This window comes from Geobacter benzoatilyticus, from assembly GCF_017338855.1.
GTDB classification, from domain to species: Bacteria; Desulfobacterota; Desulfuromonadia; order Geobacterales; family Geobacteraceae; genus Geobacter; species Geobacter benzoatilyticus.
The window spans coordinates 1,953,844-1,974,774 of record NZ_CP071382.1; the positions used below are offsets into that span (position 1 = coordinate 1,953,844).

22 protein-coding genes are annotated in these 20,931 nt (G+C 58.0%); 14 read left to right on the plus strand and 8 right to left on the minus strand.

Annotation, left to right across the window (positions count from 1 at the left end; translation table 11 throughout):
- Positions 1-23 precede the first annotated feature (23 nt).
- The 6 genes from JZM60_RS09205 (at position 24) to JZM60_RS09230 (ending at position 5,476) form a co-directional block, all read left to right on the plus strand.
- Positions 24-464 (plus strand): DUF4149 domain-containing protein, encoded by a 441-nt coding sequence (locus tag JZM60_RS09205; protein WP_207161989.1) that lies wholly within the window; start codon positions 24-26, stop codon positions 462-464.
- Positions 465-644: 180 nt separating this feature from the next.
- Positions 645-2,390 (plus strand): hypothetical protein, encoded by a 1,746-nt coding sequence (locus tag JZM60_RS09210; RefSeq protein ID WP_207161991.1) that lies wholly within the window; start codon positions 645-647, stop codon positions 2,388-2,390.
- 127 nt (positions 2,391-2,517) lie between these two features.
- A complete protein-coding gene (locus JZM60_RS09215; protein ID WP_241426200.1) occupies positions 2,518-3,399 on the plus strand; it encodes a DUF2156 domain-containing protein in 882 nt (293 codons plus the stop codon).
- Positions 3,400-3,404: 5 nt separating this feature from the next.
- The gene (locus JZM60_RS09220) at positions 3,405-4,487 is read left to right on the plus strand and encodes a class I SAM-dependent methyltransferase (RefSeq protein WP_207161993.1); all 1,083 of its coding nucleotides are present in this window, start codon (positions 3,405-3,407) and stop codon (positions 4,485-4,487) included.
- 105 nt (positions 4,488-4,592) lie between these two features.
- Entirely contained in the window at positions 4,593-5,078 is a 486-nt protein-coding gene (locus JZM60_RS09225; protein WP_207161995.1) for a YchJ family protein, read from the plus strand.
- 11 nt (positions 5,079-5,089) lie between these two features.
- Positions 5,090-5,476, plus strand: a complete 387-nt coding sequence (locus JZM60_RS09230; protein WP_207161997.1) for a DUF309 domain-containing protein — start codon at positions 5,090-5,092, stop codon at positions 5,474-5,476.
- A gap of 66 nt (positions 5,477-5,542) precedes the next feature.
- Here JZM60_RS09230 and JZM60_RS09235 read toward each other — a convergent pair whose 3' ends face one another.
- The 4 genes from JZM60_RS09235 to JZM60_RS09250 form a co-directional block, all read right to left on the minus strand.
- Entirely contained in the window at positions 5,543-6,757 is a 1,215-nt protein-coding gene (locus JZM60_RS09235; protein ID WP_207161998.1) for an ATP-binding protein, read from the minus strand.
- Between the two features lie 547 nt (positions 6,758-7,304).
- The gene (locus tag JZM60_RS09240; RefSeq protein WP_207161999.1) at positions 7,305-7,853 is read right to left on the minus strand and encodes a hypothetical protein; all 549 of its coding nucleotides are present in this window, start codon (positions 7,851-7,853) and stop codon (positions 7,305-7,307) included.
- 3 nt (positions 7,854-7,856) lie between these two features.
- The gene (locus JZM60_RS09245) at positions 7,857-9,167 is read right to left on the minus strand and encodes an ATP-binding protein (RefSeq protein ID WP_207162000.1); all 1,311 of its coding nucleotides are present in this window, start codon (positions 9,165-9,167) and stop codon (positions 7,857-7,859) included.
- A gap of 75 nt (positions 9,168-9,242) precedes the next feature.
- Complete coding sequence (locus JZM60_RS09250) at positions 9,243-10,247, minus strand: ribonuclease Z (RefSeq protein ID WP_207162001.1); 1,005 nt, start codon at positions 10,245-10,247, stop codon at positions 9,243-9,245.
- 146 nt (positions 10,248-10,393) lie between these two features.
- Here JZM60_RS09250 and JZM60_RS09255 point away from each other — a divergent pair, with 146 nt between their 5' ends.
- The gene (locus JZM60_RS09255) at positions 10,394-10,732 is read left to right on the plus strand and encodes a PilZ domain-containing protein (protein ID WP_207162002.1); all 339 of its coding nucleotides are present in this window, start codon (positions 10,394-10,396) and stop codon (positions 10,730-10,732) included.
- Between the two features lie 24 nt (positions 10,733-10,756).
- Here JZM60_RS09255 and JZM60_RS09260 read toward each other — a convergent pair whose 3' ends face one another.
- From JZM60_RS09260 to JZM60_RS09270, 3 genes are read right to left on the minus strand one after another with little or no spacing between them, the layout of a single operon-like run.
- The gene (locus JZM60_RS09260; RefSeq protein WP_241426201.1) at positions 10,757-11,638 is read right to left on the minus strand and encodes an alpha/beta hydrolase; all 882 of its coding nucleotides are present in this window, start codon (positions 11,636-11,638) and stop codon (positions 10,757-10,759) included.
- A complete protein-coding gene (locus JZM60_RS09265; RefSeq protein ID WP_207162003.1) occupies positions 11,625-12,023 on the minus strand; it encodes a secondary thiamine-phosphate synthase enzyme YjbQ in 399 nt (132 codons plus the stop codon). The genes JZM60_RS09260 and JZM60_RS09265 overlap by 14 nt, the downstream gene beginning before the upstream one ends.
- A gap of 26 nt (positions 12,024-12,049) precedes the next feature.
- Positions 12,050-12,493: a tetratricopeptide repeat protein gene (locus tag JZM60_RS09270; protein ID WP_207162005.1), complete on the minus strand. Its 444-nt coding sequence runs from the start codon at positions 12,491-12,493 to the stop codon at positions 12,050-12,052.
- A 174-nt stretch (positions 12,494-12,667) separates the two neighbouring features.
- On the opposite strand from JZM60_RS09270, the gene sucC reads away from it, so the two are divergent.
- The 3 genes from sucC to JZM60_RS09285 all read left to right on the plus strand — a co-directional run bounded on the left by sucC (position 12,668) and on the right by JZM60_RS09285 (position 16,645).
- Entirely contained in the window at positions 12,668-13,825 is a 1,158-nt protein-coding gene (sucC, locus tag JZM60_RS09275) for an ADP-forming succinate--CoA ligase subunit beta (RefSeq protein WP_207162007.1), read from the plus strand.
- An 85-nt stretch (positions 13,826-13,910) separates the two neighbouring features.
- Positions 13,911-14,786: a succinate--CoA ligase subunit alpha gene (sucD, locus tag JZM60_RS09280; RefSeq protein ID WP_207162008.1), complete on the plus strand. Its 876-nt coding sequence runs from the start codon at positions 13,911-13,913 to the stop codon at positions 14,784-14,786.
- A 266-nt stretch (positions 14,787-15,052) separates the two neighbouring features.
- Entirely contained in the window at positions 15,053-16,645 is a 1,593-nt protein-coding gene (locus JZM60_RS09285) for a PAS domain S-box protein (RefSeq protein WP_241426202.1), read from the plus strand.
- A 68-nt stretch (positions 16,646-16,713) separates the two neighbouring features.
- On the opposite strand, the gene JZM60_RS09290 is transcribed toward JZM60_RS09285, so the two are convergent.
- Positions 16,714-17,907: a pyridoxal phosphate-dependent aminotransferase gene (locus JZM60_RS09290; RefSeq protein WP_207162011.1), complete on the minus strand. Its 1,194-nt coding sequence runs from the start codon at positions 17,905-17,907 to the stop codon at positions 16,714-16,716.
- A 336-nt stretch (positions 17,908-18,243) separates the two neighbouring features.
- On the opposite strand from JZM60_RS09290, the gene JZM60_RS09295 reads away from it, so the two are divergent.
- From JZM60_RS09295 to JZM60_RS09310, 4 genes are read left to right on the plus strand one after another with little or no spacing between them, the layout of a single operon-like run.
- Positions 18,244-18,960, plus strand: a complete 717-nt coding sequence (locus tag JZM60_RS09295; protein WP_241426203.1) for a cytochrome C — start codon at positions 18,244-18,246, stop codon at positions 18,958-18,960.
- Between the two features lie 39 nt (positions 18,961-18,999).
- The gene (locus JZM60_RS09300) at positions 19,000-19,386 is read left to right on the plus strand and encodes a type IV pilus modification PilV family protein (RefSeq protein ID WP_241426204.1); all 387 of its coding nucleotides are present in this window, start codon (positions 19,000-19,002) and stop codon (positions 19,384-19,386) included.
- A 39-nt stretch (positions 19,387-19,425) separates the two neighbouring features.
- Positions 19,426-20,430 (plus strand): prepilin-type N-terminal cleavage/methylation domain-containing protein, encoded by a 1,005-nt coding sequence (locus JZM60_RS09305; RefSeq protein ID WP_241426205.1) that lies wholly within the window; start codon positions 19,426-19,428, stop codon positions 20,428-20,430.
- Between the two features lie 4 nt (positions 20,431-20,434).
- Positions 20,435-20,926, plus strand: a complete 492-nt coding sequence (locus JZM60_RS09310) for a pilus assembly PilX family protein (protein ID WP_207162017.1) — start codon at positions 20,435-20,437, stop codon at positions 20,924-20,926.
- Positions 20,927-20,931 lie beyond the last annotated feature (5 nt).

Here is a 20,931-nt window from a genome sequence, read left to right on the forward strand (position 1 = left end):
AATAATCATCAAGGAGGATTGCCGTGTCATTTGTTTCCGCACTCTGTCGTCTGGCCATCGCCCTTTGGGTGGGGGGCGCCGCCCTCTTCACCTTTGTGCTCACCCCCACCATCTTCAAAACCGAAACCCGCGACGTGGCGGGCCGCATCGTCGGCTATCTCTTTCCAGGCTACTTCCGCTGGGGGCTTGCCTGCGGGGCTGTCGCACTCGTGGCGCTCCTCATCGTGCGGGGCAAGCACTGGATTCCGGCAGCCGCCCTTCTCGTCGTAATGCTGGCCGTTACCGCCTTCCAGGCCTTTCATGTCGAACCGAAGGCCGCCATAATAAAGCAGCAGATTCCCTCCTTCGAAACCACCCCCAAGGATCATCCCATGCGCCGTGAGTTCTCCAAGCTCCACGGCATTTCCGCCGCCTGCAACCTCTCGGTAATTGCCGGGGGTGTGGTGCTGGTGTTGTTGCTCTGACGAAAAAATCCATTCAGCTGCCATTAAAATAGCCGCTCCCTTTATTGGGGAAGCGGCTATTTTAATGAACAGTTTTCCCTCAAGCTTCCTGTCTCTCCTGACGATAAGAAGAGTATTACCTACGGAGCCTCTCTTGATGTTTGTCAAGGGGGGTGGGCTCGGCGCGAAAGGAGACACTGGATGGGGAAGAAGGTTCTGAAACTGTTTGTAATGGGGTGTGTAGCGGGATCTATGCTGGTGGCCGCCGGGTGCGGCGGCGGTGGCGGTGGTGGGAGTTCCGTAACCGGTTCCAGCGTCAGCGGGGTCGTTGCCGACGGCTATCTGGTGGGAGCCGAGGTTTTTCTGGATTTAAATGACAATAAGGTCTGGGATGAAGGTGAGCCCAAGGCTACCACGGGTGAGCATGGCCTCTACACCCTTGAGGGGGTAACAGGCGCAGATGTGGCGGCACACCCGGTCGTGGTTCGGGTTCCTGCCAATGCAGTTGATGAAGATACCAATACACAGGTCGGCAGCGAATACCTCATGTCGGCCCCTCCGGGCTTGCCTGAGTTCGTGAGTCCTTTAACCACCCTCGTCCACAATCAGCTTGAGGAGAATCCGGCCCTTGGCGTAAGCGCTGCCGAGGATGCGGTCAAGTCCCAAATGGGGATGACCGGCACCACGATTGACCTCTTCAAGGATTACGTTGCCGAGAAGGAGGCTTCCGGCAACTCCGCCGAGGATCAGGCCAACTACGCCAAGGCCCATGAAATAGCCAAGGTGGTGGCGGCTGTTGTCAGGGAAAACCTGGCGGTGGTCGGCAATTCGGCCGATACCAATATTGCCCTCAAGGTGGCGCTCGCGCAGGTTACCGATAACTTGCCCCTCATCGTGGGGCAGGTGTCCGAGGCGATAGAGATCGGCGTAAACCCCGTTACCGGAGGCGTCAACATTGAAAATATCATGATGAGCCTCTCCAGCCAGGTCGTCATCGACCAGAGCGCTATCGCCGAGGTTATCGCCGAACAGGAGCAAAAGGCCCCTGCCGTTTCCAGTTCCTTCAAGGATGCTCTTTCCGGCGACGGTTTCTACTGGTTTGATGAAATGGATGATATGTACGGTTTGACCTATGAATACGGCGTCGTCAAGCTTGGGGCCGCGAGCGGATCTGGTTTCCCACTTTCCGAGCAGTTCTTCCGCCTGAACGGGGGCGTCTGGGGTCCGGGCGATTCCACCGACAGCGAGTTCGTTTTGATTTCCGGCGCCTGGGTTGAGGAAAGCGACTCTGTCACAGCAGGAACCGTTTCGTTCGCCGCCGACGGCAGTGCCGTCTGGACCCGGACCCAAAGCCAGCTCAAGGAGAGGATCGTCGTCAGCGCCATGAATATGGCGGGCAAGCCGATCATGCTTCCCTCCGGTGACGGGGTGAGCAATTCCGGTGCCGTCTATCCGGCAGGGTCCATCTTCTACAAGATGACCTTCACGCCGCTCCAGGATGTATATAGCTTTATGGACGACAGTTCACGCTTCCCGAGCTTTGCGAACCTGAATGACTTCATGGCCGCCCACACAGCGGGAGGTAACTTCAGTGTCGTGGTAGGTGAGGATTTCGGCTTCCGGTTTGGTGCCCAAACCGCCCAGGATGCCGGAGTGGTGGAGTTCTACACGGCTCCGTTCTCATACACCCCAGTTCTCCTTCCCCTTAAGGGTGTCTGGAAACTGAGCCTCGTCCATGGCCAACCCATCCTGACCGTCACGGTGCCGGCAGGTTACAAGAGGGAGTTCATGGATATTGACATGAACGAAGAGCTGATATTTTTTGTCATGAACGGCGGCATCCAGCAGGGACATGTGGAGTACGCCAATGTTCCCCAAATAGAGGAAGGAATGAACTTCAACAAGACCGCCTTTGACGCCTTTATGGCGGCATGGAACAACCAGTAATGTAGCATTACGGTTGTCCTTTGCCCACAACGCCCCTCCGGCCTTTACCGGAGGGGCGTTTATGCTTGAGGGAAATTGTCCGCCGTTCTTTCCACGGCATCTGTTATACTTTCTCCCCATGGACACCATGACCGACATACCCCGCTTTCCGGCATCGCGCCCCCTGGCTTTTGGCGACAAGCCCAGGCTCGATGCTCTATTTGTCGATCTTCAGCCGCGGGTTTCGGAGCTTACCTTTGCCAACCTCTATCTTTTCCGGGAAGCCCACGCCTACCGGCTCACCCTTGTGGGAGATTCCCCCGTGGTGCTTGGCCGGGGATATGGCGGCGTAGAGTATTTTCTCCCTCCCCTGGGGGGCGATGTGGCCGGTGCCCTCCTGATGCTCCTTGACGGCGGGATGACCCTCTACGGGGCCGACGGGTCATTTGTGGCCCGGTATCTGACCGGCGAGGGGATGATTGTGGAGGAGGACCGGGACGCCTTCGACTATCTCCACCTCCGGCAGGAGATGGCGGAACTTCCCGGAAACCGGTTTCACAAGAAGAAAAACCGTATCAATTATTTCTCCGCAAGACATTCCTTCAACGTAGAAGTGTACGGTGCGCGCCATCGGGAGGGATGCCTGGCGCTCCTCGACGAGTGGCGCCGGGTCCGGGATGGCATTGACAGCCCATCCCTTGATCTGGAAACGAAGGCGGCAGCCGAGGCCCTCATGCTCTCGGACCGCCTTGGCCTTGAAGGGGTAGTGGTACTGGTGGAAGGGCGGGTCGCCGCATTCGCCCTTGGGGAGCGGCTGAGCCTCGACACCGCAGTCTGCCATTTCGAAAAGAGCGATCCCTTTATGGAGGGGGTGTCCCAGTTGGTTGACCGGGAGTTCAACCGGCTCCTCTTCACCGACTGCACCTACATAAACCGCGAACAGGACCTGGGGGAGCCGGGGCTCCGTGCAGCGAAGCTCTCGTACCATCCGGTGGAGCTGGTGAAAAAATACCGGGCGCGCAGGGGATGAGCGGCATGAACGAGGAACTGCGCCGCCACTACGAGCGGTGGGTCTACCCCCGCTACCCCCTTGCCGCGTCGATCCCCCCCTGGGACACCTACGCCCTGAACCTGGACGCCCTCTACGCCCGCTTCAACGGCGCGCTTCCCGGCAGCCATGCCCGTCGCATCCTCCTGGCCGGGTGCGGGAGCTTTTCCCCGTATCCAACGTCACTTGCCAACCCCGGCGTATCCATAACGGCCTTGGATCTCTCGGCCGCCAACCTGCGGCGGGCGCGGCTCCACTGTTTTCTCCACGGCCGGTTCGGCATCGATTTCCAGCGGGGAGACATTCTGGACCCTGTGGCGGCCCAGGGGGAATACGGTTTCATCGATTCCTTCGGAGTCATCCATCATCTGGCGGACCCCCTGGAAGGAGTCCGGGCCCTTGAGCGGCGGCTGGCCCCGGGTGGAATCCTGCGGCTCATGGTTTACAGCCGGGGGGCGCGGAGGGGGGCCGAGTCGATCCGTACCGCCCTGAGGCTTCTGAAGATAGGGGATGTGGCGGCGATCAAGGGGCTCATCCGGCGGGCGCCGGAAGGTTCCCGTTTCCGCCGGTACGTGGATGCTTCAAGCGAGGCCGCCTTCGATGCCGGCATTGCCGATGCCTTCCTCCATCCACGGACCCGCACTTACCGCATTGACGAGTTCATGGCCCTGGTGGGGGATACGGGGCTCACCCCCCTCATGTTCGCCCACGACGGAGCCCTCCCCCCGGTGACGGAGGAGGTGTCGCGGCTGCGGCGCCTCGAAGGGGGAGGGGAAGAAACCCCCAACTTCATCCTCTATCTCGGGCGCCAGCCCATCGGCGGATGCGGTCCCGCGTCCGATGCGAGGCTCATGCTCAATCCGGCGCTCCGCCAGGCGGTGGGATGCCTTCGCCTGGCACCGGTAGTGGTTGTGCCCCGGCTCGGCCGCCGGAATCCCCGCCTCGGCTTTGCCGAAAAAAGGTTCCTGCGCCGCTTTATCAGTCCTGTTGCCGTCGCATCTCTTAACCCGCAGGAGCTGGAGCGGGCGCGTCCCTTTCTCGATGCCCTCTTTCTGGTGGCGTTTCGCTAGAAGCCGGGAGCGGGGAAAGCTTAAGGTTGACACGAAGGGCGCGGGACGGTATCAATAACCCGGTCCGGACCGGACCACCGATTCCACCGTTTCAAGGAGCATCCCATGTCAGACCTTTGTCCCTGCGGCACCGGCCGCCCCTACGCCGACTGCTGCGAGCCGTTCATTACGCGAAAGAGCACTCCCCTCACCGCCGAAGAGCTCATGCGTTCCCGCTACTCCGCCTATACCAAGGTGGATGTCGATTATATCCGCGATACTACCCACCCGGAGCACCGGGGGGATTTCGACGAGAAGGGGACCCGCGAGTGGGCGGAGAGCTCCCGCTGGGAGGGGCTGGAGATCATCTCGACCCTGGCCGGAGGCCCCGACGATGAAGAGGGGAAGGTGGAGTTCATCGCCCGTTACCGCGACAGCGCCGTGCGGCGGACCCATCACGAACTGGCCGATTTCAAAAAACGGGATGGCGCCTGGTACTTCACCGACGGCGTGGGGGTGAAATCCGCCCCGGTCGCCAGCGCCAAGGTGGGGCGAAACGACCCCTGCACCTGCGGCAGCGGCCAGAAGTACAAAAAGTGCTGCGGTAAATAGGCGGGAACGCCATGCCGCGGCTCTGCAACGACCCACCCCCCGCCGAGCTCTGCCAGGGGATAGACCGGTTCAACGCCGGTGACTGGTTTGAGGCCCACGAGACCCTTGAGGATCTCTGGGCCGGGGAGCAGGGGGACGCACGCCACCTCTACCAGGGGATTCTCCAGGTGGCGGTGGCGCTCCACCACTGGCGGGAGGGCAACTTCCGGGGCGCCATGTTCCTGCTGGGCTCTGCCGGGGAACTACTGGCCCGCGTGGAGCCGGTCTGCCAGGGGGTGGACGTGGCAGCGCTGCTTCACGATGCCGCCCGGTTCCACCGGGCATTGGAAAAAATGGGACCCGAGCGGATGGGGGAGGTTGATCCTTCCCTCATCCCGCGGGTCCGGTTTGTCGCTTAACCCGAAAAAAGCAGTTAACCATTGAGGTGAAAACGGAAAAACCGTTCAGGCACGGCAGAGCCCTTTTCAGTACATGAAGCCGAACAGCCATAACGGCAGCTTGTTCTTGAAGCCCACCTCAATATCATCCGCCACCACGAAACCATCAGCGATGCCGCCAATCTGCCGGAAACCCTTTCCCTTGCCGCCGATCTCGAACGTGTACCCCCCTTTAACGACAAAGTCGCCTTGACCTGACAACTCAACGGTGCTTTCGATCAGCTGCGGGTGGATAGTGCCGGCATTTCGTAACTGGTTGACAAAGAACAGTTCCCGCAATGTCCCGGTATTCACGTCATCGGTAATGGCGTACATCAGGTTGCTGTTTTCCAGCAGAATCTTTTCCGGCTTCGTCAGGACGGCATAACCTCTCCCCTGTGACCTCACCAGATTCAACAGCCGCGCATCCTGCAACTTCTCCAGGTACTCGTAAAGACGGGGGCGGGATATCTCCGTCGCTTCAGCCAGCTTGGCAATGTTGGGCACAAACGGTACGCCCGTTGACAACAGGTACAGAAGCTTTTTGATCTTGGATACCTGCCGTGGTTCTATACGGTTCGCAAAGGGGAGATCCACCTCCAGGATATGGTTGATCACCTCGCGAACCTTGAGCTTGTAAAAGGATCCCCCTTCGAGGAAAAACGGGTAATAGCCACCCTGGAGATAACTTCTGAACTCGCGTAGCGGTTTGATGTCTTTGCTGACCGTACCGGCAATCTGCTGGTGATTGGAAAGGATTTCTTCCAGGGAATAGGCCGGATACTCTTTGTCGAGGGTGAAGTTGATGTATTCGCGCAGCGAGAGGCCGTGCAGGTTGAAAATGACGGCACGACGCGAAAGGTCGGCTTTCTGATTCGTAATCTGCAGGAGACTGGAACCCGAAAAAACAACCCTCAGCGCAGGAAACGAATCATAGATGGCCTTTACATGCACAGACCAATCCGGGTATTTGTGGATCTCGTCCACAAGCAGCAACTCTCCACCCATCTGGTGAAACTCGCGAGCGAATTCAAAGAGGTCGTGGGCCTGAAAGAACGGGCTGTCGACAGAGATGTAGAGGGCTCTGTCGCTTGCGGCGTAACGCTCTCTGACATGCTGGAGCATCAGGGTTGTCTTGCCGGTGCCCCGTGCCCCAAGGATGCCGATACAGCGCTCATTCCAGTCAATACGGTCGTAGAGATACCGTTTGGTCCGGCTTACCGCCTCAATGAGCCTTTGCTGCTCCCTGAAAAGATTTTCCATGCATTTCCCCTTAGTATTTGTAAAATGCATTTTACAAGATCCTTCAGGGAATGCAACAAAACTGATTTTTTTGTCTTTTAAGCCCTTTGCTCCCTATTTTAACCCGCCATTTTTGTCCAGACACCGAGTGCCACTACGCCTTCCAACGGTTGCTTCGTTTCCGCATGAATCACCCTGCCCTCATAAGGGCCGTCTATACGGCAGATTGCGGTGCAACCGGTGCATACCAGGATGCTGCATGTCAGCAGCAGTTTTATTATATTGTGCAGAGTGGATTTCTCTTCCAGAAGATGACCCCTCTTTATTTTTGCTTTACGGTTGCATCCTGTGAAATCCTTGCTGCTCTGACCTATGGTAAAGTGTCAAAATTACACCGTTTATCAGGTAAACTTTGATCTTCATTCACCAAAGTGAAACCAGCGCCTCCCCATTGTTTGTAGTTTCTTATTGTGTCAATAATGCTGGTGTCTTTATGATTTTACTCGTTGCCCCATGCAAACAATTCTGATTAAAATATTACAAATAATATAAAAGCAAAAATTATATTTTAATTTAAGTCCTCAATGTACAGGTCATATCCCAATTCTTTTAAATCTTTATTTATTTCAAATATTAAGTTGCGCATTTTTTTTGTGTCTAAAAATAATGGTAGGCCCAAACTTCTTTTTTTTCTATCATTATAATTTAGTTTACTTAAATAAAAAATTGCCTTGTCGCCATCCCAATGTATGTTCTTACTACCGATGTTAGTTTTAAAATCAGACCACCGTCCTTCTATTTTGTTATATTGAGCTTTGAAAATTACTAAGTCAATTTCATCAATGTTTGATAGTAACATGAGACCTTTCCCTGGTATTTTAAACTCACCATTTTTCCCTGTGAGCATCTCTATACTGTCATATATCTTGAAGGTTGAACCTGCAAAATTTGGTTGAGTTTTGTGCCAGACCCCAAGCACTACTACGCCTTCCAGCGGTTGCTTCGTTTCCGCATCAACCACTTTGCCCTCATAAGGGCCGTCTATACGGCAGATTGCGGTGCAACCGGCGCATGCCAGTATGCTGAATATGAGCAGTAGCTTGATTATATGGAGCATGGTTTATTTCCCTTTCAGCAGATATTTTGCCGCCGGAATGCACTGAACCCTGCGGCCGGCGGTATCGATTACATCTTCATAGTCGTTGGTCACAAGTATTGATTCTGCCGCCTCATGCCCTTCCAGCGGTTTATGGAAACAGGCCAGTTCCCGCTCCGGTATGCTGGTCACGGAGACATCTTCATACCAGACCTGAATCCGCTTGGTGATCTTCATCCCCTCCTTGACCACAAAGTCCGTATCGCTGCCGTTTGAGTGATAGTAGATTTCCTCATGATGCCGCTTCAGGTGGCAGAAAATCGCGTTTTCCACCAGCCAGCCCATATCCTCGGAAAACTCGAAGGCGACCCGGTTGCGCAGTCCCGTGTCGATGGCATACGGTTTGAACCCGGCCCGCATGGTGCTCTTGAGGGAATAGGAGAACATCTGCAACTGAAACAGCAGATAGCTTTCCATGATGGCCGATACGTAATTCTCAGTCTTGTCCTGGGAGATGTTGAAGTTGTTCTTCAACTTGGTGATGCTGGTCGGTTTGGCGACGTTGGTCAGCAGGTATACCGCCAGATTGCGAAGGTTGGACACATCCCTGATCTCGTAGCGGGTAACAATATCCCGGTACAGCAAATCCTCGAAATAGTTCTTGAGCAGGAGTTCTTTGTCATCGGTTGATTCCCTCAGGGCCACTTCCGGAAACCCGCCGTATTTCAGGTAATCACTGAACGATTTTCTGACAACTGCTTTCCGGGCTGTATAGTCAAGCTCAGTTCCGACTTCCAGATTACTGAACCGCAGAAATTCCTGAAACGAAAGCGGGTAGACCTCAAACGACACATGTCTGCCGGTCAGCTTGGTGCCAATCTCGCGGGACAGCATCTGTGACGATGATCCGGTGACGAATATCTTGATATCCTCGGTTTCGCTGCGACCCCGTACCCAACTCTCCCAGCCTGGTACATTCTGCACTTCATCCATGAAGAGCCAGCACTTTCCTTCCGGTTGCACCCGTTCCCGATAGGTGCGATATATCTGTTCCAGCAGTTCCACCGAGTATTCCGAGGAGAACAGCGGCTCTTCCAGGTTGATCCGCAGGATCGAGGTCGGCTGCACCTTACGGGCAAGCAGTTCCCGAATCACCTGAGCCATGAGGGTTGACTTGCCGCACCGGCGAACACCTTTGAGGACAATAATTTCCCTGGAATCAAGCTGCTTGAGGCAGTCAGGGAGAATATCCCGCTCGATGCCGGCATCAATGTTGCCAGTGGTCCAATAGCGATTGTAGGAGGATAGGATTTCGTAGAGCTTGGTCGTTTGCATAATGTGTCACCGGTATGTCTGATATTTGCCTTATAATTATAACCGGTATATCGGTGAGTCAAGGGTTATTCGAGATTAAAAAAGCGCCTCCTCCAGTTCCTTCCGGAGCATCTCCTCCATCCCCCGGTATTTGGGCGAAAAATGGAACGGCACCACCCTTGCTGCCCCTGCTTCCCGTGCAAGCTCTCCCGCCTGCCGGGCGGTCAGGTGGCTCCGCTGCCTTGCCCGCTCTTCTTCGGCGTGGAGGAAGGTCGTTTCTATGAAGAGGTAATCGGCCTCCCGGGCCAGTTCCTTGATCCGCGCCCCGTTTTCCGGGGTGAGCCCGGCGTCGGTTACGTAGACGACCCGCTGGCCCGGCGCGATGCCCGCCAGGCGTTCCCGCAGCTCCCCCAAGGGATAGGTCCGTTCCCGCACGGTGCCCCCTTCCCGCCACCAGACCCTGAAGGGAAGGTCGTCCCGCGCTCCCCGCAGTATTGCCTTTTTCAACTCCCTGAGCCATTCGCCCGTGGGCAGCCCCATCTCCGCCAGGCGGTTTTTGCGGATGTTCACATGCTGTTTTTCCTCCAGAGCGAAGGCGAGGCAGGGGGTGCCGTGGTCCAGGAAGGCGACCCGCACCCGGAAACTCTCTTCGTCGAGGATGACGCCGCCGGCGATCCGGCCCCAGCGCTCGTTCTCCGGCGCGAACTGGCGGCGGCAGCGGAACTCCACCGTCCTGGCCCCGCCGCCCGGCGTCAGTTCCGTCGCCTCCACCGTGAAGTCGGTGGGATAGCTTTCCACCAGGTTCCAGGTGTAGCCGGCCAGCCGGTGGGCCACTTGGTCCGTGAAGCCGGGAGGGCCGTAGAGGCGGAGCCGCTTCTCCCGCCCCAGGCAGATGCGCAGCACCCGGTCGAAGCCGATGAAGTGGTCCACGTGGGTGTGGGAAACGAAGATGTCCGAGATGCGGAGGATCTTGCGCGGGGGGAGGGGGGTGGTATCCCCCAGGTCGAAGAGGATTGCCCTTCGCTCGTAGAGGAAGTCCACGTAGACGCCGGGGTCGTCGAAGGGGCCGTTTACGGTGGTTGGGTGGAAGAGGGGTGGCATGGTGCGCCTCCGGGGAACGTGAGGGGGGAGGTTTCGGGTGCCGAATAGGAAAAAGGCTAATGTAACACTGGTTTTCCTTGCATTTCGATGTGCAGGGTATGCTAGTATGCGGCCGTTCATTAAACTTGCGGCAAAGGAACCGGGCCATGGCTGAAAAACGCGATATCACAAGACACCGGAAGCGCCTGACGCTCCGGTTCGGTACGGTTACCCCCACGCGCCTCGCCTACACCGAGGATGTGTCGGCCAACGGCCTCTTCATAAAGACCACAAACCTTTGCCCGCCGGGAACGCGCATCCAGATTGAACTGACCCTTCCCGGCGAGGATTCGGTCTTTCTGGAGGGGATGGTCCGCTGGACCAAGAAGGTTCCCCCCCAGATGATTCATCTCATGAAAAAGAGCGGCATGGGGATCATGATCACCAAGTTCATTGCCGGTGAGCAGGCCTATCGAAGCTTTATCGACGAGCTTCACGCCAGATAAGAAGCCGTTTCCCCCTCGTCGGCCCTATTCTCCCTTTCCCAGGAATTCCATAATCACACCGAAGGTTTCTCCGGGCCGCTCCTCATGGGGGTTGTGGCCGCACCCGCCGATCACTTTGAGCCGGGCATCCGGCATTTCGTCCGCAAGCCGTTTTCCCTGACTGATTTTCACGATTCTATCCTCTTTCCCCCAGACAATCAGGGTCGGGACGTTTATTTCCCGGTAGCGTGAAGTTATTGCCCCGTAGCTGTCCGGGGCGATGGCCAGGGCGCTCCGGATCAGAACCCGCGCCATGCCCCGCCGACCGAAGCATTGCTCGTACCGCGCGATCCGCTGCGGGGTGATGGCGGTCTTGTCGTGGAAGACCCTCTCGAGGGTGTAGCGGACAATGCGCCGCACCGGTATGAGGGCCATGCCGATGCGGGGGAGCAGCGGGATGGTGAGCCATTTCATCAGCCGCGGCAGCTTCTGGGGGTAGGCGGAGCAGTCTATGAGGATGAGCCGCGAAACCATGGCGGCATTCCCCCGGTCCCTGGCCTGGAGGGTGACGAGAAGGGCGATGGCCCCCCCGAGGGAATGCCCTGCCAGTACGACCTGCGTAAGCCCCTGGTCCTTAATGAAAGCGGTTGCCACTGCCGCTTGTTCTTCCACGGAGTAGGAGCCGCCGCGGGGTTTGGAGGAAAAGCCGAACCCCTTCAGATCGAGGAGGTAGAGGGTGAAGCGCTCTGCCGGGAAGAGGGGGGCGATGTCGTCCCAGGTGGTGAGGGCCGCTGCGAAGCCGTGGATGAAGACGATCGGCACCGGGCCGTGGCCGGCCACCCGGTAGCTTATGTCGACGCCCGGTTCGCAGGTGAAGGTGCGGCGCTCGGAAGCAGTGCCGGTCATGGCGGCGTCAGCAGGAGACAATCTTGAGGGCGATCCTGCGCTGGCGCGGTCCGTCGAACTCGCAGAGGTAAATGGCTTGCCACGTGCCGAGCATGAGCTTTCCCTCGTTGAAGAAGACCGTCTGGGAAGTGCCGGTGAGGGTCGATTTGATGTGGGCGTCGGAATTCCCTTCCTTGTGGGCGAAATAGGGGTCGCGGGGAACCATGCGGTCGAGAAAGGTCAGCATGTCCCGCTGGACGGCGGGGTCGGCGCCTTCGTTGATGGTGATGCCCGCAGTGGTGTGTAGCACGAAGAGGTGACAGACGCCGCTCGTGATGCCGGAGCCCTGGAGCTGCTCCCGCACCAGGTGAGTGATGTCGATGAACTCCGATTGGGCTTTGCTCCGCACTTCCAGGTATCTGAACATACATTCCCCCCCGTTCTTATTTAAATTTACCGGAGTCTTAATTTTTTCAAAAAAATGCCGAGATATTTATTAATGGGGTGATCCCGGCGGAGGAAGCTGATGATCGGCGGCTTGCGCATGCCGATTTTGCGCAGTTCCGCTTCAATCTGGAGATTGTGCTCGTAGAGGAGTCCCTGGCGGAATATGTGGATGGCTTCGCTCCGGTGTCCCGAAAGCAGATGCACTCTTCCCAGGTTCAGGTAGTGGACGGAGCTGTGGGGGTCTTTCCGGATTGACGCCTGGCAGAGTTGGACGGCACGCTCGAACTCGCGGCGCTCCTTTGCGAGGCAGAATGCCAGATAGGACCAGGTGGTGGGGGAGTCGCGGAGTTTCACCGCCTCTTCGAAGAATTCGAGGGCAAGGGCCGTCTTGCCGCTGTTGGCGGCACGGATTCCCCTGGCGATGAGCTGCTCAACGTTTGTGCCGGTCATCGCTTCCTCCTGTTCAAGAGTCTGGTAGTATTATAAAAGCTGAATGGTCGCTGTAAACCTCTTTTCTCGGTCTTTTCTCGCTCTATGTGGTGAGAGCACTGCGCGGCCCGGGTTTGTGGCGTTCCGTTGTTCAAATTTGCGCTGCTAATAATAAAAATGGTGAGGAGGAGGGGCATGAACATCCATGAGTACCAGGCAAAGGAAATACTGAGCTCCTACGGCATCCCGGTTCCCCGGGGGCGGGTGGCGCTCACGTCGGACCAGGTGGAGCGGGCCGCCAAGGAGATGGGGGGGCGCTGCGTCATCAAGGCCCAGATCTACGCCGGCGGTCGGGGCAAGGCCGGCGGGGTGAAGCTGGTCCATCACCCGGAGCAGGCCCAGGATTACGGCAAGGAGCTCTTCGGCAAACGCCTCGTGACACCGCAGACCGGTCCCGAGGGGCTGAAGATCCGCCGCATCCTCGTGGAGGAGGCGGTGGAGATCGCCAGCGAGTTTTATCTCTCCATCACTCTGGACCGGTCAACGTCCCGCTACTGCCTCATCGCCTCCGCCGAGGGGGGGGTGGACATCGAGGAGGTGGCCCAGAAGTCTCCCGAGAAGATCCACGTCCTCACCATCGATCCCTACACGGGCTTGCGCCCCTACCAGGCCCGCAAGATCGCCCTGGCTCTCGGTCTTTCGGGGAGCCTCTGCGAGGATTGCGTGGAGCTGATGCTGAATCTGTACAAAGTCCTTCTCGACAAGGACTGCTCCCTGGTGGAGATCAACCCCCTGGTGGTGACCCGGGCCGGCTGGCTCATGGCCATGGATGCCAAGATTAACTTCGATGACAACGCCATCTTCCGGCACCGGGAATACCCCGACATGATGGACTACTCGCAACTGGATACGCTGGAAATCAACGCCGGCAAGTATGACCTCTCCTACATCAAGCTCACCGGCAACATCGGCTGCATGGTGAACGGCGCCGGGCTTGCCATGGCGACCCTGGACGTACTCAAGGAGTGCGGCGGCGAGCCGGCCAATTTTCTCGACGTGGGGGGGGGCGCCACCCGCGAGAAGGTGGCCGAGGCCTTCAGGATCATCCTGGAGGATGGGGACGTGAAGGGGGTTTTCGTCAACATTTTCGGCGGCATCATGCGTTGCGACGTCATCGCCCAGGGGATCATCGAGGCGGCAAGCGAGGTGCACTGTACGCTCCCCATCGTGGTCCGGATGGACGGGAGCAAGGTGGAGGAGGGGAAGCAGCTCCTGGTGGAGTCGGGGCTCAACGTCCAGACCGCTGACTCCCTCGGCGAGGGTGCTGGCCGTATCGTCCAGATGCTGGGGTAATGGCGTCGTAGGGGCGATCCTCGTGATCGCCCGTGTTTAGGGCAAACACAAGGTTTGCCCCTACAATCACAATCGGAGATCATAAATGTCCATACTCATCAACAGGGATTCAAAGATAGTCGTCCAGGGTATCACGGGGCGCAGCGGCCTCTTCCACACCCAGCAGTGCCGGGACTATGGCTCCAAAATAGTTGCCGGCGTCACCCCCGGCAAGGGGGGGATTCATATCGAGGGGATTCCGGTCTTCAATACCGTGGAGGAGGCGGTGAAGTACACGGGCGCCAATGTCTCCATGATCTTCGTGCCGCCTCCGGGGGCTGCCGATGCCATCCTGGAGGCGGCCGACGCGGGGATCGACCTGGCGGTCTGCATTACCGAGGGGATTCCGGTGCGCGACATGGTGCCGGTGAAGCGGGTGATCCAGCAGACAAAAACGCGGCTCGTGGGGCCCAACTGCCCCGGCGTCATCACCCCCGGCGAGTGCAAGGTGGGAATCATGCCCGGCTATATCCACAAGCCGGGGAAGATCGGCGTCGTTTCCCGCAGCGGCACCCTCACCTACGAGGCGGTGAAGCAGATCACCGAGGAGGGGCTAGGCCAGTCCACCTGCGTCGGCATAGGGGGAGATCCCATCATCGGCATGCAGTTCATCGATGTCCTCAGACTTTTCAATGAAGACCCGGACACCGACGCAGTCTTCATGATCGGCGAGATCGGCGGCAGCGCCGAGGAGGACGCCGCCGAGTGGATCAGGGAGAACATGAAGAAGCCGGTGGCCGCCTTTATCGCCGGCGTCACCGCCCCTCCGGGCAAGCGGATGGGCCATGCCGGCGCCATCATCACCGGCGGGAAGGGAAAGGCGGAGGACAAGATCCGTACCCTGAACGAATGCGGGGTCGTAGTGGCCCCGAGTCCCACGAAAATGGGGGCGGCCATGCAGGAGGCCCTGGTCGGAAGGTAAGAACTTGTCCGTAAACAACTGCCGTGAATACGGGATGCGGGACCGCAAAGCTTGTTTATGGACAAGTTCTAAGATGCGCCGGCAGTTTGGTTTTAGTGGCGAAGGGCCATGTCCGTGAAGCATGGCCCTTCATTTTGGTCGGAAATTTGTGTATCCTCCCAGATGGATGGAAGCCAGAACTTGTCTTGCCAGGGCCGACGCTCTTCGGTAATCCGGCAGCAGTAACGGTTTTGCGTGATGGAGGCGGAATGGTTGGGGAGCCGGATATGACTATTGAACTGCAACGCGAGGTTGAGGCGTTGCGTGCCAGAATTCGGGATTATGAGTTGCGGGAGGTTGAATGCGGCCTTGTGCATCAGGAGTTGACCCGCGCCCAGCGCCGGTGGGAGGGCATTTTCCAGGGGATTGCCCATCCTACGGTAATCCTCGATGCCAACCATGTGGTTGTGGCCGCGAACAGGGCCGTTGTGATGGCTTCAGGGGTGAGCGAAGAGGAAATCGTCGGCCGGAAGTGCTATGAGATCTTTCACAATTCCGGATGCACCGAGCCTCAGCATTCGTGCCCCATGGAAAAGATGCTCCGGTCAAATTGCGTGAAAACGGTCGAGATGGAAGCGGATGCCTTTGGCGGCGTCTATCTTGTGTCATGCACCCCTGTGTTTGACGAAGGGGGAAAGGTCGATAAGGTCATCCACATTGCCACCGACATAACGGCGCGCAAACGTGCCGAGGAGGCGTTGCGTGAGAGCGAGGAGCGGTACCGGATCGTTGCCGACTACTCCTCCGACTGGGATTTCTGGCTGGCTCCCGACAACAGCCTCTTCTACGTGTCTCCCGCCTGCCTGGACATAACCGGCTATGCCCCCGAAGAGTTCTACGCAAACCCCCAGCTGAACAGCTTAATAGTTCATCCCGACGACATGGAATTAATGGCGCGGCACAACGAGGAAGCTCAGACCGCCAACGAAAGACACGCGATGGAGTTGCGCATCATCACCAAAACGGGGGAGACCCGCTGGATATCCCATGTCTGCCAGACCGTTTACGACAGCGAGGGGCGCAGCCGGGGACGCCGTGCCAGCAACAGGGATATCACTGCCCTCAAGCGGGCGGAGGAGGAAAACCGGCGGCTCCATGCCGAACTTGAGCAACGGGTCAAGGAGCGGACCGCCCAGCTTGAGGCGGCCAACCGCGAGCTGGAATCCTTCAGCTATTCGGTCTCCCATGACCTGCGTGCCCCATTGCGGCACATCGAGGGGTTTGCCAATATCCTCATGGAGGACTACGCCGAGACCCTCGACGAGACGGCCCGGGGATATCTTGAGCGGGTCGTACGCGCCACGGGGAGGATGGAAGAACTGGTGGCCGCCCTGCTCAAGCTTGCGCGATATACCCGCGACTACATGACGTTCGAACAGGTGGATATGAGCGGCATTGCCCGGGAAATTGCGGAGGAGTTCTCTAAATCGGAGCCCCGGAGGAAAGTGGCGGTTACCATCCAGGATGGGGTCAGGGCCACGGGTGACGCCCGCTTGTTGCGGGTAGTGCTTGAGAACCTTATGGGCAATGCCTGGAAATTCACCGGCAAGGTTGATGAGGGGATAATCGAGTTCGGCAGGGAGATGCGCGAAGGGCAGGCGGTTTATTTTGTGCGGGATAATGGTGCTGGTTTCGATATGGCTTATGCTGATAAGCTTTTCAGCGCCTTCCGGCGGCTTCACGGCAGCGACGAGTTCGAGGGGACCGGCATCGGTCTCGCCACGGTGCGCCGGATAATCCATCGCCACGGCGGCGAGGTCTGGGCCGATGCGGCGCCGAATCAGGGGGCAACCTTCTCGTTCACGCTTTCCCCGGCATGAGATGGTTGTCCTGAATGCTGAAAAGGGCGATGCCATGTCCGGCACCGCCCTTTTTCTGCGGCAGAATCCTACCCCTTTAGTCCCGCTTCCACGGCCAGCTTTCTCCAGGCGGGAAGGCTCCGTTCAATCATTCCCCTGTCCACGCAGTAGGCGATCCGGAAGTAGCCCGGAGCGCCGAAGCCCGCCCCCGGCACCAGCAGAATCAGGTGTTTCTGGGCCATTTTGACGAACTCCACGTCGTCGGCCAGGGGTGACTTGGGAAAAAAGTAGAAGGCGCCGTCGGGCCGCACCATCTCGAATCCCATGGCGGTGAGGCTGTCGTAGAGGATGTCGCGCTTGGCCTGGTATTCGCCGATATCCACGGAGGCCCGCTGGAGCTTTGCCACGAGCCGCTGCATGAGGGCCGGGGCGTTCACGAAGCCGAGGACCCGGTTGCTGAATACCGCCCCCTCCATGAACAGCCCCACGCCCCGTGCTTTGGGATTGATGGCCAGGTAGCCGATCCGCTCGCCGGGGAGTGCCAGGTCCTTGCTGTGGGAGGCGACAACGATGGAGCTTTCCACATACCGGAAGATGTTCGGCACGTGCTTGCCGTCGAAGGCGATGCGGGCGTAGGGCTCGTCGGAGATGACGTATATCTGCCGGTCGTAGCGCTGCTCCGCCCGCGCCATCATCTCGCCCAGGGCCTTCAGGCTCTCTTCCGGGTAGATGACCCCGGTGGGGTTGTTTGGGGAGCAGATGATGACGGCCCGGGTCTTTTTGTTTATGGCCGCCTCGATGGCCGGGATATTCAGCTGGAAAGTCTCCCGGTTGGTCCAGACCTCCTTCGGCACCCCGCCGTGGTTGTCGATGTAGAACTTGTACTCCACGAAATAGGGGGTGAGGATTATCACCTCTTCGCCGGGGTTAAGGATGGTCTTGAGCACCACGTTCAGTGCCCCCCCCGCCCCGCAGGTCATAACCACATGCTCGGCGCCCACGGGGAAACCGGCGGCTTCGGCGATTACTTCGGCCACCGCGGCGCGGGTCTCCGGGTATCCGGCGTTGTTCATGTAAGCGTGCATGCCGGGAATGGGATTGGTGGCCAGTTGCGCGAACTCCTGCCGGAACTCGGCAGGTGGCTCCGTGTCGGGGTTGCCGAGGGTGAAATCGAATACGTTTTCGGCCCCGTGGATTTGGCGCAGGCGTTCCCCTTCCTCGAACATTTTCCTGATCCACGATGATTTTGATATGTGACCGGCGATTTTGGTGGCGATGGGCATGGTGACAACCTCGCTGTGAATAGTGTTTGGAATGTTGTAACACAGGAGTCGGGGAGGGGCAAGAATGGGTTGTCTTGAGGTTGGAAACGTGCAATCTTTTACTCTGTGAATCGGCCTTCCTGCGCCTGCTGCTTTGACCGATCACGCAACGCACGTTTTTCATACATCAGGCGCGAACGTGCTTGCATGCTGTTAATGGACAAATTCTTTGCTCCGGAGCTAATTGTGGAAAAAATCTTGCATAAATCTCATGAGGGTCGTACGGTGCGGTTCTTCCTGGGCGAACGGTCCGACAAAATGCTTGATGCTGATGGTGAGAGAAAAATGAGACCCTTCGTGGTGTTACTTCTTTTGATTGTGGTGATGCTTGTCTGTGGTCCCTTTCTCGGGACTGCCCATGCCATGGCGGGTTTTTCGCGTAAATACGGCATGAAATGTGGCTCCTGTCACCGTCAGAGGATTCCGGAGCTGAATGATTTCGGGGTCGCATTCTACAAAAACGGTTTCGTGCTGCCTGGGCAGGATGACGCCGCAAAGAAAGGGGCCGCCAATTCCGGGGTTGCACCCAAGGTGGCCGGCGATGAGAGTAACCGTTCCGGTCAAGGGGCTGTGAAACCATCCGCGTCCCAGGGGAGTGTCCGCAGAACTTCAACCTCAGATGCCGGCGATGATGAGGAAGAGGAAGAAAAAGAGGAAGAAAAAGAAGAGGAAAAGCCGTCGCCTCCGCCTACGGTTGTCTACCGGTTGCCGTCGCAAGACGGGAGCGCCTACTTTACCGATAATCCTGTCCGGAAGGGGACCCTTCCCCCTGCCGAAAAAAAGCAGTGGCGCCGGCGTTCGGCGCCGACCGGCAGCGTGTCCAGGCCTGCAAAACAGCCGGAAAAGCAGTCAAGTGGTTCCGTGCCTGCTTCCCGAGAGCGATTCAGAAGTTACGAGGAGTGCATGGAGCGGTCATTGATTAACGATCCTTCTCCTATTTCCGCAGAAGAAATAATGGATCGCCTGGCTGCGGCGGAGAAGCGCTGCTCGCCGTACCCGCCGACAAAGCGATAATCGCCGGAGAGGAGTTATGGTGCTGCAATGAGTTGCCGATTGAACCCGAACGGATTTACACTCATCGAGATGCTGATCGCCATGTTCCTGCTGGTGATAGGTTTTTTGTCGGTTTTTCTGGTGCTCTGGGCCTCCACTACGTCGGGGCGATTCAGCCGCGACATGACAACCGCGGCAAACCTCGGCCAGGACATCCTGGAGCGGGTTGGCACCATGAAGTATAACGATCTGTCGGAAACGAACGGTTTCGAGCCCTACCCGGAGCCGTTCGGCGACAGGAGCTTGGCTGCCGCCGCTTTCGAGGCGCGGCAGTGGCGAGTGTCGTCGGCCGGCAGCAAGAAGATCATAACTGCCAGGATAACGTGGATGAAGGACGGTTCCAGGAAAACAAGGGATTTCACCATGATCAGGCGGAGTGAGTACTAGACAATGACGTGTAAGGTGTTGACAGAGCAGCCAAGATCTATGGGGGGGTACACGCTTGTCGAGGTGCTTGTGGTCTTAGTTATTCTGGCGGTGGTCAGTGCCGGTTTGTCCACTGTGTTCATCACCGGGCAGAAGGAGTATGGCGTACGCGAGGCCACCATCAGGATGCAGCAGCAGGCGCGGCAGGCCATGAACGAGATGGAGCGGGAGCTTAAAAACACCGGCTACGGCCTTATGGATATGGGCGACCTGACTATAAAGGTTTACGGTGAGGAGACTCCTTCCTGGCAGGTGGTCGAGGCCTCGGATGGTGGCACTGACCCCGATTCGATCAAGGTCCTGTACAGCGGGGCCGAGAGCGACGTGGGATATGATTATTTCGTTTCCGTGGATCACCCTACAAGTTCAACGATCATGCTGGTCAGCGCCGTTGGCTCCGTCCCTCCTTCGCGCACGATCAATGATGATTTCGAAAAAGGAGACCTGTTTCTCGTCTACGATCCGAGTGATCTAGTGAAGCCGGCAACTCGCTTCCAGGCGACAAAAGTTGCAACTCCCGGCATGATCCATCACAACCCTGGAGGGTATAATCCTTCAGGAGGAGTTCTCGATATTGAATACGGGATTGGGAGTAAGGTTGTCAACCTGAGGCGCATGCAGGCGAAGAGGGTTTCCTACTCTGTGGATGCCCGCCAGAATCTGATCAAGACCGTCGAAGACCTCAGCCTGGTCGATCCGCCGGCAAACAAGCGCACGAGAATAGTTGCCGCCGGCGTCGAGGACCTCCAGATAAGGTATCAGTTCCTGGACGGCACTTGGAAGAATGCCGGCGAGGCCGGTTTCGATGCGAGGAACATCCGGGCGGTGCAGGTGAGCATCATTGTCAGGACCGAAAATGCCGACCCCCGCTATCCCGGACAATCTCTCCAGTTGACGGGCTCCTATGGCAATGGCGGAGTGAAAAATTCGGCCGGCTACCGCAGGATGGCCATGAGCACGATCATCTCTGTGCGCAACCTTGGGTTCCGGGATAAGAAGGGCTAGGGGCATGGGGACACGGGTACTGAACGAGCGGGGTGCGGCGCTGGTGGTGGCGATCATGCTGCTGATGGTCCTCACCATTCTGATGGCGGTACTGAATCGTGCTACCCTGTACGAAATGGTCTCAAGCCGGACCTATCAGGAATCCCATCGGGCTTTCTACGCAGCTGACGCAGGGGTCCGCGATGCCCTGGAATGGCTTGGAAAGGAAGATTCCCCACCGGAAAGCAACAGTATCGCTCCCAGCTGGTTCTATGACGGGACGGTGGCGCGCAAGGATGCCATGTGGTGCTCTTGGAAGTCGGTGGAGGATATCCATTTCCGGTACTACGTGGAGCACCTGAAAGACGCCCCGAACTACAACATGAGCGCCATAATCGGCATGGACTCCAAGGGGCCGAAAAGCATCGAGCACTACTACCGCATTACGGCTGAAGGAGCAAACAGCACCTATCTGGTGCACAGGCAGGTTCAGGTCGTGACGACTGCCTACTGGTAACATGC